Genomic DNA, 12,919 nt, shown 5'->3' on the forward strand with positions numbered 1-12,919 from the left:
GTCCCTCATGTCTTGCCGAATGGTCGGGGAAACCTCTCAACGCAGACCTGCTAAAGCTGAGCTCTCCCGCTTCCGAGTCATGACCCTTGCCTTGAAAGTTCTGGCGGTCAGCGGTCTGGATTTGCTGGCAGGCGATCCACGATGGATTCCCCACCCGGTACGATTCATGGGGCGGATGATCGCTGGATATGAACGAGTCGTATTGCAACGGACGCAAGGCCGGATAAGTCGCTATGTGGCTGGAGGCATACTCGCACTGGGTCTTCCCTGCCTGTTTTATGCCGGTGCAGCATGGCTCATTGAAGCCGTGACCCAACTGCATCCATGGGCCGGTCATGCGGCATGGATAGTTCTTGGGTACACGACGCTGGCTGCCCGGGACCTTGCAGATCATGCGAGTGAAGTCTACAGGAGGTTACAAGACGGAACGTTCGAGGAGGCGCGAAGAGCCGTTTCTCAGATTGTCGGACGGGATACTGCCAGCCTCTCTGAACAAGACATTGTTAAGGCAACCGTAGAATCAGTGGCCGAAAGTACTTCTGATGGCGTGATCGCACCTTTGTTCTACCTGGCCATTGGAGGGCCTCCATTGGCTCTTGCATATAAAGCGGTCAACACCTTGGACTCCATGATTGGGCATCGAACAGAGGACTATCAGTATTTCGGGTGGGCTGCGGCACGCTGTGATGACGTCATGAATTGGGTTCCAGCCCGGCTCAGCGGCCTTTATCTCGTCGTGGCCTCGGCATTGTGTTTGAAAAGCGGTCGAACGGCAGCGCGGGTTTTGCTGCGTGATGCCCGTAAACATTCGAGTCCTAACAGTGGATGGCCGGAGGCCGCCATGGCTGGCGGACTTCGAGTTCAGCTTGGGGGAGTAAATGAGTATGATGGCAGAAGTCTTGAGCGACCCTTCCTCGGTGATGCGATACGCATCTTGAAACCACAGCAGATTCCACGCGCTATTCAGTTGATGTACACGGCATCGGGATTGATGCTGCTTACGGTCCTTGGGGTTGTTGCCTGGTGAGTGCAGAGGTTTTGCATGGAGGACAAGTACATCAGGCTTCGCTAAAACGAGGTAAAGCACTCGACAAAATTCTTGACTTTAGCGCGAGTATCAACCCATTGGGGCTCTCTTTGGCCGTCCGTCGAGCCATCCACGGCGCGGTTCCTTCCCTTGTGCATTATCCAGATATCGAGGCGACAGTCTTAAGGCAAACGATCGCTGAGACTTATCGAATTTCTGAAGACATGATCCTGGTCGGCAATGGATCTGCCGAGCTGATTTCTGTCTTGCCCCGTGCGCTCGGTAGCCAGCACGGTGTAATCGTAGGGCCGACTTTCATGGAATTTGAGCGGGCGCTGATCGTCGCTGGAGCTTCTTGTTCCTACGTTCATGCCCGGCGCGCGACACAATACCGTCCACCTATTGATGCTGCCTGCCGCCAATTGTCGAAGGCAAGAAAGCGTCCTTCCCAACATAAAACGTCCCGCTCAGGGAGCCTTAGCCCTCCGGTCGATATGGTGTATTTGTGCAATCCCAATAGTCCAACAGGGCAACATTGTTCGCGACGCCAAATCCTTCAATTGTTAGGCATGACTGAGAAGGCAAATATCTATCTGGTTGTCGATGAGGCGTTTATTGAGTTCTGTGCACGTGGCTCTGTCCTGAATGAAGTCAAGAAGTATCAACGATTGATCGTGCTGAGGAGCCTCACGAAATTTTATGCAATGCCGGGAATACGAGTGGGATTTTTAGCGGGGTCACCAGGGATCGTTCAACGGCTGGCGGAGTATTTGCCTCTTTGGTCGGTGAATACTGTAGCCCAAGTAGCCGCGCGAGCTGCACTTGTTGATGAGACATTCCGTGTTCGTTCCCGTGAATTCATGAAACGGGAGCGAAAACGATTCTCCCAGCGTTTAACGCATTTGCCGAACGTGCGAGTCTATCCATCCGTTGCAAACTTCGTGATGGTCGAGCTTTCGTCCTACGAGCAGGTTCGAGTGATAAAGGCTGGCCTTCTCGAGCGCGGCATCTTGATTCGGGATTGCCAAAATTTTTCGGGTATCAAGGCTCCGACGATACGTCTTGCGGTTCGAAAACCGAGAGACAACGATCGACTCATTAAGGCTCTCCACTCTCTTTTGATATGACCTCAACATCGACGATCGATGCGTCCAGAACTTCCTTGCGATCGTTGATACTACGGAAGATGCCCCACGCCTACAGGTGACCAAATATCGGGTCTTAAGTGTACGGGAAACCCTACACTTGCGTTGAATAATAAAGGCAAAAATTATCCCATTTCATCGCGACAGTGTTGTTTTCAATCAACAAGTTACCAGGAACTCATGAACGGGAAACTCTACAAGGCATAAATTGTGCTGTTCATATAAGTTGGTGAACGTTTATCTCTGACCAAGGAATGCTCAATACGCGGGGCATGTGCTTGCAAGGGTTGGGGCGGCCAACTCTTTTCTTTGTCATGATCTTAGATTTGGAGGGGGCTCTATGCACAAGAGATCGCTTTTCATGTATGCGACGGTTTTTTTCGCGGTTCTTACTATCATTGGAATGGGTTCCGTGCCTGTTCAATCAGAGATGTCCTCGTCAGAGGCGTATGTTGATAAAAACATAGGTGCGAAAGAGATTTTCGTTGTGAAGCCAATTCTGGTCAAAGAAGAGCCGATTTGTAGTCCGAATAAACGACCGCATATCGATGCTGTCGAACCAGATGAGGTCAAGCCCGGTGATAAGATGATCGTGACTGGCCGTTTTTTTGGAGAGAAAAAAGAGTGCCTCTACAAGGTCATTATTGGGTCGGAAGAAGCCAAAAACCTGACCTACATTAACGAGCAAAAGGTTGAGGTCATTGTTCCAGATTCGGCGAGACCAGGGATGACTTTTTTAAACATTCAATCGGGTGGCGGAGCGGCACGTTCTGCCATACTCGTACAGCGTGCTCAGTAAATGCCGGGTCGAGTATGCTAACAATATTGACGTCGTCGATATCAAAAACGACATAAAAGCTTCACTTCTTATTGACTGACGCTATGGCGGTCGGCGGCTACGTTCCTTCTCTGCGAGCCGCCAACTTCCACAGTTTTTCTTTCCCGCTTCGTTTCATTACAATTCTCAACACGCTCCTTCCTGGGCAGGACGAGTTTTCGCACTGAAATCTATATAGGTTTTCCTCTACATTTTTAGCTATGGTTCAACGTCGTACCGCGCGGGGTTTGTCGTCTGTATCGATTGGAACTTATTAGGATTCCCTGTAAAAGTTGAAATCTCAATCTTGGGGTTTCTCTTCGTGATCTAGCTCCATGCAACTCGAACACGTCGTTCCCTTCGGGCGGTCGTTGAATGAATATCGGGCGATGTTCGATCTGTCACAGGATGATTTAGGCAGAAAGATTCTTGGGGTGGGCGATGGTCCTGCCAGTTTTAACACAGAAATGCGTGAACGGGGGCACAGCGTGATATCCGTCGATCCGCTCTATTCGTTCACGGGGAAAGAAATTCAACGGCAGTTCGATAAGGTCGTTAACGATGTATTCGAACAAGTAAAGTGTACTCCATCGGATTGGGTTTGGACGTATCACAAGAGCGTCGATGACCTGCGAATGCATCGAGTCTCCACTCTAGAAATGTTTTTGTCTGATTATGAAATCGGGAAAGAACAGAAACGGTACCGGATCGGGGAATTACCGCGTTTGCCTGAATTGTCCGATCACGTGTTCGATCTCGCGTTGTGCTCACATTTTCTCTTTTTGTTCTCCGAGCATTTTGATGCGCAATTTCATGTCACATCCATGATGGAGATGTGGCGAGTCGCCAAGGAGGTGAGAGTTTTTCCACTGTTGACATTGGGGGGGGACTCGATCAGCACATGTTGGTCCAGTGATTCAGGAGTCAACACAACGAGGGTATGCCGTTGAGGTCAAACATGTGCCCTATGAATTGTAACGCGGTGGGAATGAGATGCTCGTAGTTCGACACCGTGAATGATCTTCTCAGGACCACGATCTTTACGGATTGGGGTATCGCCTGATATAGAGAGTACACGTCATGTCAAAACCACTTCTCTTCGCCATCGCTCTTCTCGCATTTGGGGTGCTGTGGGTGTTTTCCACTCAGCCACCCAAGGGGCCTCAACTTCCCGATGATCCAAAAGCCCTCGAAGCCTTAGAACGAGTCAAGACCCATCAATCACGTGACTCAAGCACGATTGAACAGGCCTTGGAGCACGTCATTGCAGATATCAAGGCGCTTGGACATCCGATCCGTGTCGGGAATTGGCGCGTGGCCGTCGCCGGCGATCCATCGAAAGAAACCTACGTGGTCAGCCGGTTGATTCGAGAAAAGGGGGAGACCGGGTGGATCGAACGAGATTTCGCCTGGCGAGTCAACTTGAAAGAAAAGTGGATAAAGGTCGTGACCCTGGCCGCGAGCAGCGTGATGCCGTTGCATGAATTGGCCCCGCTGCCGCACTCCGACGAGATATCTTAGGAATTGTGTTGTTCAGTGGCTGGAAGCAAGACCTGTATCTGTCCATCCGATTCACGGACTTCGTACCGTTTGACTCTCCACGAATCGATCGGGTTCTTCATGCAAGTCCCTGTCGGAATATCAAATTTCCATCCATGCCAGGGGCATGCGACAAGCTGACCCTCAATCGTGCCTTCCCCGAGCGGCCCGCCCGCATGAGGACATGTGTTGTCCAGCGCGTAGATCGTACCGTCGAGGTTGAACAGCGCGAGACTTCTCTCTTGTAACTCGACAGACCGGCAACTTCCGGGTGCGATTTCTTCAGTTTTGGCCACAGTGATAAATCGTGTAGTCATGAATGGAAGGGGATGATCAGCCGGGAAACGAATAGTGTAGCAAGGGGATAGCCTAGCATCAAGACGATCAATTGGCCTGTTGATTCCTCACTGTGGAGGGTGCTATAGAAATATTATGTGTCATTCGGGTCGGTGATAGTTTTTGACTCTCATTAGTTACCCCCATGGAAATGACCTTACTCCTCAATGCTACCTATGAACCACTGCGGGTAGTCGATTGGCAAAAAGCCATTACGCTCCTGTGGCAGGGAAAGGTGGAAGTCCTTGAGTTTCACGACCGTGATATCAGGGGCGTGTCAATTAGTCTGAAACTGCCTTCGGTCATGCGGCTCCTCAAGGTTGTCAAACTCCGTGGCAACTATCATGCGGTAAAGTTTTCCCGCATTAATATTTTTACCCGCGATAATTACACCTGCCAATATTGCTGCAAACGGTTTCGGACCGAAGAATTGACCTTTGACCATGTCAGGCCTATCGCGCAAGGCGGGAAGAAAACCTGGGAAAATATTGTCACGGCCTGTTGGCGGTGTAATAACCGTAAGAGTGGGCGCTTGCCGCATGAGGCAAACATGAAGTTATTGAAAAAACCTGTCAAGCCCCGGTGGACGCCCCGCCTTACGTTAATGATCGGCATCCGTCATGCCCCGGAAAGCTGGCGGGATTATCTCTATTGGAATATGGAGTTGGATGCTGAGGGTTAGCGATTTGCTTCATCCTTTCTTCAATTTTGTTTCTTCTTGTTTTTCATCATCTCGTTTTCATCGTTGATTCACATTTCTTTATATTGACGTTCAGGTTTTCGAATTATTTCGTCCCACGCGAGTTCTCTGTTCGCTGGAAGAACCCGTCACAGGCTTCGATCGCTTGTAAATGGGGCGGCTGAAGGAAAGCTTCGAGGCATGGAGATCCTCGAAGCAAGGATGGGCAATGGATGAGCATTACGGTGTTGGCTCGGAATGAATCACAGCGAATGGGTACGGCCTGTTCCAACATGCAATAGACGCGATGTTTGAAAATCTACCATTTCGGTAATCATCCTGATTGCGTAATAGATATGCAGCCTGGGGTTAGGTCCGAACGAGTGGGTTTGGCGTCTGTTCTGCTTGCTTTCGACGACCACAATTAATACACACAAAAACCATTAAAGCCATGCCTGCTTCCATGTCAACTTCGCGATCGAGAATCATCGTGCCGTCACATTTTTCGCAACTTCGCATCAAACTGTTCCTTTCCTGACTTGAATAAATGAAAAAATGAAAAACAGGTAATCATGCGACAGAGAACAATAAAAACTGCTTTTCGTCTTGCGCACAATAAAGTGCTGACACGCTAACACAGTCCGATGCCCTTACGCTATAGTGCCAATGAGCCGTACGTCGAGGCTGTCAGGATGCGTGATCAGTTCTGTATGAGTCCACGGTGGAGTAGATCACGATGATGTCGTTTTTGAGGTTGTGGGGCATGAGACCGGTATCGTCATTGAGAAGAATGCCGGATGTACGGGATGTGTCGGGCGTAATTGCATGACTGTGATGAATCGAAAGGCCAGCGCTTGCGAGCGAGAGTCGGTGGCGACGGCGAGGGAAGAGAGCACCGTCATCGAACCGGAATGGGCCGAATGGTCCGATAGGCAACTCTTGGAGTTGCGTCTCTGTGATCTTCATGTTCAAATCAAAGGTACATCTCTCGCCAAACAGATCAAGCAACTTCATAGAGAACTCGCAACGCAAAAATTACTGTTTCGTCCGCACTGTTGGCTGTCGGATGACTGGTACTGCCCGGACGGCATCCCGGGTATCGCCATACCGTTTTACATGGGGCATCCACGGTTAGCCAAGTTGGAGCACAGTCAAATGCTTGAGGTTGAAGGAGGGACTGCAGAGTGGTGCATGCGCATTCTTCGACATGAGGCCGGGCATGCGATTGAAAATGCGTTTCGATTGCGACGGCGTACCCGGAGGCAGCAGCTCTTTGGCAAAACGTCCGAGCCGTATCCGGAGAATTATCTGCCAAAACCCTACAGTAAAAGCTTTGTCTTACATTTAGACACCTGGTATGCGCAGAGTCATCCCGATGAAGATTTTGCTGAAACTTTCGCGGTGTGGCTGACTCCCGGTTCGGATTGGAAAGAACGATATAAGGGGTGGCCAGCGCTCCGGAAGTTGAACTACATGGATAGTCTGATGAAGGAGTTGGCTGGCGTGCCTCCTCCCGTCACGAACAAGCAACGTCTGGATCCATTGCCGGCGCTCTGTAAGACACTTGGGGAACATTACCGACAAAAGCGTGAACGCTACGGCCTCGACTATCCGAATTTTTACGAACGAGATGTGCGACGATTGTTTTCAGACTCGAAGGAATACCAGGGGCAGCCGACCGCTGTGAGCTTCATTCGGCGGTTTCGAAAAGAAGTCCGGCGAAAAGTGGCTGATTGGACCGGGGAATATCAATATACCATCGATCAGGTCCTGGAAGACATCGTGAACTATTGTCGCGATCGACAGCTCCGCCTTACCATTCCTGAAGATCAGGCGAAACTCGACTTTACGATCCTGCTTACGGTTCAAACGATGAACTATCTTCATGGAGGAGGCCATCGGGTCGTGTTATGAGAAAACTTCGCGTTCTGGCGCTCATGCATGAAGCCCTAGTTCCCCCAGACAATCCGGGGGACGTGGATTTGGCGACCGTGGAGTGGAAAACGGAATTTGATGTCACCACAACCCTTCGGGATATGGGACATGAAGTGCGGAGTGTGGGCGTACGAGATGATTTGGAGGGTATTCAAAAAGCCATTCAAGAATTCAAACCGCACATTGCCTTTAATTTACTCGAAGAATTTAACGGACTTGGAAGTTTTGATCAGAATGTCGTGTCATACCTGGAACTGCTGGGGGTCCGGTACACCGGGTGTAATCCTCGCGGGTTGGTGCTCACACGCGACAAGGGATGGTCCAAAAAAATCCTGACCTACCACGGGATTCTCTGTCCGGAATTCGTGGTGTTTCCACATGGTCGGGCCGTGAAGTGGAATAATGATATCCCGTTTCCAGTCATCGTGAAATCAATATCAGAAGAAGCCTCGCTCGGGATCTCGCAGGCCTCTATCGTGAATGATGCCGAAAAGCTCGAAGAGCGGGTCAAGTTCATTCACGACAGTGTCGGTAGCAGTGCGATCGTCGAACAGTTTATCGAAGGACGAGAGCTGTACGTGGGAGTGTTGGGGAACAAGCGGTTGCAGGTGTTTCCAGTTTGGGAACTTATCTTGAATAATCTTCCGGAGGATGTCCATCGAGTGGCGACACAACGAGTCAAGTGGAGCGTTAAATATCAAAAGAAGTACGGCATTACGTCACAGGAGGCTAAGGATCTCACCAAGTCGATGATGCAGAAGATGAAACGGTTGGCCAAACGCGCGTATGGAATTTTGGGGTTGAATGGCTATGCGCGATTGGATTTTCGATTGGACAAGGATGGAAACCTGTATTTTTTGGAAGCCAATCCCAACGCGCAAATCGCCTATGGCGAAGATTTAGCGGAATCGGCTGAACATGCTGGCATGTCGTATGAGCAGTTGTTGCAATGCATCGTGAACCTGGGGCTGCGCTGGAAACCGGAGCATGTTCGTTAGTGATGGCATGGACTCCGAATGCACGACCGTAGAATTTGTCGAACTGGAATGGTTGTCGTTCATGAACGTACACATTTTTTTGAAAGCCCGATGAATGGTTCGCATACCGATTGGTATTTATTGATCGTGTGCCTATTGGTTATTGGTGCTGGGACCTATATCGTATCTATGGATGAAGTGGTATTTACGTTGACACACACGTCCACTGGTGGTTACCAAGACACTCCTCACACAGGGTGGTTCAAAGATCTCGTCGGTTGGACTCTGATCGTTGGTGGTGTTTATTTTGGTTGGAAAGCGGTGTCAACTAATGACTAGGTTATGTCAGGCTTCTTCTTTCAAGCCGACCGTTGTGCTTACTTTAAAGCTCCACTTCGCCTTAGTTGAAAGCCAGGAATCGGTCGCAGCCGGTAATGATGTTTGAGAGGACGACCAATCCGCAAAACGTCACTTCTTTCGGATACCCCTCGGTAGAAACCTTGTGTTGTTGGCATCCGTAGGCGCAAACAAAAAACTTGACCCCCGACGATGCCAGCTTCAGTAACGGCGGGTTATGTAGATTTTTCACGCCTTCGTCGATCAGGTACAGGTACACATCGACTCCAGCGGTTACCGCTTCTTCACTCAGTCGCGTCACGGAATGGGCGTTAGGGTTTTCCGGTGGGGTGGACAATAAAATCCCCAGTTTTTTGCCCTGAACCGAAAACCCTTCTGGGAGTGGAATCGCCATAACATAATACGTGGTACAAGCTATCGGTATGGAAATGACCGTAAAAACGATGAGTGAATCTACGCGGAACGGAAGGGGCTGTCAAGGGTTTGTGTTCGATGATTTGCTTGACGATGTTTTTCGGCCAATGTCATAATGTGGTACCTAATTTTTCTGTTTTTATAAGGGGTTTCTGGGGTTTTTGAGGCAAGATATGGGAGAATTCACACATTTCAACGAGTCGGGCCGCGCAAGAATGGTCGATGTGTCTCAGAAAGCCTCGACCGACCGAGTCGCCACGGCGACAGGAAAGGTGTTCGTTCTGCCAGAAACCCTTGAAAAGATTCAAAAAGGACGAATTGCGAAAGGCGATGTGCTGGCGGTCGCGCAAGTTGCAGGGGTGATGGGAGCGAAGCGTACGCCGGACCTCGTTCCCATGTGTCATCCTTTACTCCTGACCAGCATTGACGTGAATTTCGAGGAAGAGTCGCAACCTGACGATTCAGGGAGATGTTCGATCTCTATTTCTGCCACGGTCAAGACGACTGGAGGAACCGGCGTTGAAATGGAAGCGATGACCGCTGTGTCCGTCGCGGCATTAACGATTTATGACATGTGCAAAGCGATCGACAAAGGCATTCGTTTTGGCGATATTTGTCTGCTCACGAAGTCTGGCGGGAAGTCAGGAACGTATACGCGTGCGAGTTAGAGGGAAAGGGGAGGAACGATGCTGACGGTCAAACTGTTTGGGATGGTGAAAACCTTGGCGCAACAGCAAAAAGAACTGGTCATCGATTTCCCTTCAGAGAAGACCGTGAAAGATTTGGTCGAATATTTCCATCTTGAATATCCGAAGATAGGAGACTTGCTCAAGACGAAAAAAGTCTTGATTTCCGTGAATCAAGAAATTGCGCATCCGGATATGATCGTGAACGCCGCAGATGAAATAGCCTTATTGCCCCCATTCTCAGGTGGCTCCTGAATCTGTAGCGACAGGCAATATACATAAAATAGCGAGCACGCAAATGCACGAAACATCTAAGTCCGCGCCATACGATCGGACGTGGACGAGTTCACATTCCGTGTTTACCCAAGAGGAGTTCTGACGATGGCTGTTGAGACTGAAGAAACCATGTTGGTTCGTGTGCAAGCCGAAGATTTTTCTGTGGACGCAGAGATCGATCGCGTACGGGCTCGTTCGACTCGGATTGGCGGGATTGCTACGTTTTTGGGGACGGTACGGGATCGATCGAAAGGAAGAGATGTCAAGCTGCTGACGTTCGAACATTATGAAGGCATGGCGCAGAAAAAACTGCGTGAAATTCGAGAGCGGGCACTGCACGATTTTGATGTGATTGAAGTGCTGGTGCTGCATCGTTATGGAGCGATTGACATCGGTGAAAATGTGGTCTTAATCGTCGTTGGCGCGGAACATCGAGCCGATGCGTTTCGGGCCTGTGAATGGTGTATTGATGAACTCAAAAAAATTACTCCGATCTGGAAGTTGGAAGAGACGCCGGATGGCGAGGTGTGGGTCGAAGAACATCCTTAGTCTGTGTGGTTAACCTATAAGTTTCGCGAGCGAGAATGACGTGAAGGGGCCTTTGGAAGAAACGGTGGCGGGTCTATTGGATACCATGAATCGTCCGTTGCGGGCGTTACGTGTATCAGTCACCGACCGGTGTAATCTCCGTTGTCAATATTGCATGCCGGAAGAGGATTATGTCTGGTTGCCACGCGAAACCCTGTTGACCTTCGAGGAAATCGCACGACTTACGCGAATCTTTACTGCTCTAGGAGTTGATAAGGTCAGGATTACCGGAGGAGAACCGTTACTCAGAAAAAATCTTCCCGCGTTGATTCGTTTACTGAAGCAGAATACGCAGATTAAGGATATCGCGCTCACGACCAACGGCATCCTGCTCTCGGAACAGGCGCCGTCCTTATATGAGGCTGGGCTGAATAGAGTAACGGTGAGTCTTGATACGCTCAAGAGCGAGCGATTTAAGGCCTTAACGAAACGATCCACTTTTGCCCAAGTTCTCGAAGGGATCGAGTCGGTCGGGAAGACAGGCTTTCAAGACCTTAAACTTGATACCGTTGCGATGCGAGGATTTAACGATGATGAACTGGTCGATTTAATCGAATATGGAAAACGTGTCGGCGGTGAGGTGCGATTCATCGAATACATGGATGTTGGAGGAGCGAATGATTGGTCGGCTGATAAGGTGATCTCTAGCGCGGAAATCATACGGACCCTGACAGGCCATTATGGTTTGATCGAGCCCATTATCGAAGACTCTTGGGCTCCGGCCAATCGATACCGACTTCTTGATGGCACGACGTTTGGTATTATTGCTTCCACGACGCTTCCCTTCTGTTCCACGTGTGATCGAAGCCGTCTCACGGCTGACGGCATGTGGTATTTATGTCTCTATGCGAAAATCGGAGTCGATCTTCGGCGGTTTGTACGATCCAACTCGAGTGAAGATGAGTTGCTGAACCTTCTGCGTTCCACTTGGCAAGCCAGGAACGATCGTGGAGCTGAACAACGTAAAGCCCTTGAGCGTGATAACTCGCGAGGACGGTTTGTAGAGATTGAACGACTCCGTCAAGATCCACATTTAGAAATGCATGCTCGTGGTGGTTGAGTGACGATTGTTTGTTGGTTCTGTTCTCCCCTGTATTTTTCTTCTTCTGCTCGATTTTCCATTCATCAAATCCGTGTTGCTGCCTCTTGAGGGCTATGATATGGTGAAGCTTTCTGGGGAGATGAACCTTCTTGCGTCCAGTCGTTAACGTGATGAAGCGAATCCTGAACTATTCAATGTTTCTGACGTGCCTGGTGACGATTTTCCTTGGTGTAATCGAGGGCTAAGCAATGGGATGGTTTAAACGACAAAAATCCTCGGATGACCGCGAAAAGTCGTCAAAAGTTGTCGAGGGCATGTGGTTGAAATGCAACTCGTGTCGAGCCATTATTTACGCCAAAGAAGTCGAACGCAATGAAAAGGTCTGTCCTAAATGCAATTACCACTTTCCCTTAACCGTCGAGGAACGTATCGCGCTTATCGCTGACCCTGAGTCGTTCAGAGAATGGGACGCAGAGTTGGTTCCCGACGATCCTCTCGAATTTACTGATACCGTCTCCTATACGGAACGCCTGGAGACGGCACGACAGAAGACCGGTCGAAATGAAGCCATTGTCGTCGGTGAATGTGCCGTTGGAGGACGACGTGTCGGGCTGGGCGTGTTTAATTTTCGGTTCATGGGGGGAAGTATGGGGTCGGTGGTGGGAGAAAAAATTTGTCGAGCCATTGATCGTTCCCTTGAATCCCGGATACCCTTTGTGTTGGTCACGACGTCCGGAGGAGCCCGGATGCAAGAAGGCGCCTTATCCCTGATGCAAATGGCCAAGACCGCATCATCGCTGGCTCGCCTCGATGAAGCTCGTCTTCCCTTTCTTGTCTTGCTGACTGACCCGACCTTCGGTGGCGTGACGGCCAGCGTCGCGATGTTAGGCGATGTCATTTTGGCCGAACCCAAGGCGTTGATAGGATTCGCCGGACCTCGTGTCATCGAGCAAACGATCAAGCAGCGACTGCCGGAAGGTTTTCAACGCGCAGAATTTCTGCTGGAACACGGGATGATTGACCGTATCGTGTCAAGAAAAATCCTGAAAGCCGAACTTCAGACGATCCTCGAACACTTGATGATGTAAGGGGTCTCCTTGT

General features: G+C 50.0%; 17 protein-coding genes. 14 read left to right on the top strand and 3 right to left on the bottom strand.

The genetic code is table 11. The features are described 5' to 3' along the window. Positions 1-7: 7 nt before the first annotated feature. The 5 genes from cbiB (at position 8) to MRJ96_12425 (ending at position 4,510) form a co-directional block, all read left to right on the top strand. Complete coding sequence (gene cbiB / locus MRJ96_12405; GenBank protein MDR4502244.1) at positions 8-1,027, top strand: adenosylcobinamide-phosphate synthase CbiB; 1,020 nt, start codon at positions 8-10, stop codon at positions 1,025-1,027. Then, the gene (gene cobD, locus MRJ96_12410; GenBank protein MDR4502245.1) at positions 1,024-2,154 is read left to right on the top strand and encodes a threonine-phosphate decarboxylase CobD; all 1,131 of its coding nucleotides are present in this window, start codon (positions 1,024-1,026) and stop codon (positions 2,152-2,154) included. Before cbiB ends, cobD begins: the two co-directional genes overlap by 4 nt. A 505-nt stretch (positions 2,155-2,659) precedes the next feature. After that, positions 2,660-2,971 (top strand): IPT/TIG domain-containing protein, encoded by a 312-nt coding sequence (locus MRJ96_12415; protein MDR4502246.1) that lies wholly within the window; start codon positions 2,660-2,662, stop codon positions 2,969-2,971. 353 nt (positions 2,972-3,324) lie between these two features. Next, positions 3,325-3,939: an SAM-dependent methyltransferase gene (locus tag MRJ96_12420; GenBank protein ID MDR4502247.1), complete on the top strand. Its 615-nt coding sequence runs from the start codon at positions 3,325-3,327 to the stop codon at positions 3,937-3,939. 130 nt (positions 3,940-4,069) lie between these two features. Further along, positions 4,070-4,510 carry a hypothetical protein gene (locus MRJ96_12425; protein MDR4502248.1) on the top strand — a complete coding sequence of 147 codons (441 nt, stop codon included), beginning with the start codon at positions 4,070-4,072 and terminating at the stop codon, positions 4,508-4,510. Here MRJ96_12425 and nirD read toward each other — a convergent pair. Continuing rightward, positions 4,507-4,845 (bottom strand): nitrite reductase small subunit NirD, encoded by a 339-nt coding sequence (gene nirD, locus MRJ96_12430; GenBank protein MDR4502249.1) that lies wholly within the window; start codon positions 4,843-4,845, stop codon positions 4,507-4,509. The two genes, MRJ96_12425 and nirD, sit on opposite strands and share 4 nt — an antisense overlap. Before the next feature lie 164 nt (positions 4,846-5,009). On the opposite strand from nirD, the gene MRJ96_12435 reads away from it, so the two are divergent. Next, positions 5,010-5,546, top strand: a complete 537-nt coding sequence (locus tag MRJ96_12435) for an HNH endonuclease (GenBank protein ID MDR4502250.1) — start codon at positions 5,010-5,012, stop codon at positions 5,544-5,546. Between the two features lie 366 nt (positions 5,547-5,912). Here the strand turns inward: MRJ96_12435 and MRJ96_12440 are convergent, their stop codons facing one another. After that, positions 5,913-6,062, bottom strand: coding sequence for a hypothetical protein (locus MRJ96_12440; protein MDR4502251.1), 150 nt, complete (start codon positions 6,060-6,062; stop codon positions 5,913-5,915). 306 nt (positions 6,063-6,368) lie between these two features. Between MRJ96_12440 and MRJ96_12445 the strand changes: the two genes are divergently transcribed. Genes MRJ96_12445 through MRJ96_12455 form a run of 3 tightly spaced genes read left to right on the top strand, consistent with a single transcriptional unit; the run spans position 6,369 to position 8,794 of the window. Then, a complete protein-coding gene (locus tag MRJ96_12445) occupies positions 6,369-7,457 on the top strand; it encodes a putative zinc-binding metallopeptidase (protein MDR4502252.1) in 1,089 nt (362 codons plus the stop codon). Continuing rightward, positions 7,454-8,476: an ATP-grasp domain-containing protein gene (locus MRJ96_12450; protein MDR4502253.1), complete on the top strand. Its 1,023-nt coding sequence runs from the start codon at positions 7,454-7,456 to the stop codon at positions 8,474-8,476. The genes MRJ96_12445 and MRJ96_12450 overlap by 4 nt, the downstream gene beginning before the upstream one ends. An 18-nt stretch (positions 8,477-8,494) precedes the next feature. Beyond that, complete coding sequence (locus tag MRJ96_12455; protein ID MDR4502254.1) at positions 8,495-8,794, top strand: hypothetical protein; 300 nt, start codon at positions 8,495-8,497, stop codon at positions 8,792-8,794. Positions 8,795-8,855: 61 nt separating this feature from the next. Here MRJ96_12455 and MRJ96_12460 read toward each other — a convergent pair whose 3' ends face one another. Beyond that, entirely contained in the window at positions 8,856-9,206 is a 351-nt protein-coding gene (locus MRJ96_12460) for a DsrE family protein (protein MDR4502255.1), read from the bottom strand. A 193-nt stretch (positions 9,207-9,399) separates the two neighbouring features. On the opposite strand from MRJ96_12460, the gene moaC reads away from it, so the two are divergent. The 5 genes from moaC to accD all read left to right on the top strand — a co-directional run bounded on the left by moaC (position 9,400) and on the right by accD (position 12,906). Then, complete coding sequence (moaC, locus tag MRJ96_12465) at positions 9,400-9,894, top strand: cyclic pyranopterin monophosphate synthase MoaC (protein ID MDR4502256.1); 495 nt, start codon at positions 9,400-9,402, stop codon at positions 9,892-9,894. Between the two features lie 18 nt (positions 9,895-9,912). After that, the gene (locus MRJ96_12470; GenBank protein ID MDR4502257.1) at positions 9,913-10,167 is read left to right on the top strand and encodes a MoaD/ThiS family protein; all 255 of its coding nucleotides are present in this window, start codon (positions 9,913-9,915) and stop codon (positions 10,165-10,167) included. Positions 10,168-10,293: 126 nt separating this feature from the next. Continuing rightward, positions 10,294-10,737: a molybdenum cofactor biosynthesis protein MoaE gene (locus MRJ96_12475; protein MDR4502258.1), complete on the top strand. Its 444-nt coding sequence runs from the start codon at positions 10,294-10,296 to the stop codon at positions 10,735-10,737. Between the two features lie 40 nt (positions 10,738-10,777). Further along, positions 10,778-11,836 (top strand): GTP 3',8-cyclase MoaA, encoded by a 1,059-nt coding sequence (gene moaA, locus MRJ96_12480; protein ID MDR4502259.1) that lies wholly within the window; start codon positions 10,778-10,780, stop codon positions 11,834-11,836. Positions 11,837-12,066: 230 nt separating this feature from the next. After that, entirely contained in the window at positions 12,067-12,906 is an 840-nt protein-coding gene (gene accD, locus MRJ96_12485; protein ID MDR4502260.1) for an acetyl-CoA carboxylase, carboxyltransferase subunit beta, read from the top strand. Positions 12,907-12,919: the final 13 nt, after the last annotated feature.

The organism is Nitrospirales bacterium, assembly GCA_031315865.1.
Taxonomy (GTDB): domain Bacteria; phylum Nitrospirota; class Nitrospiria; order Nitrospirales; family UBA8639; genus JAGQKC01.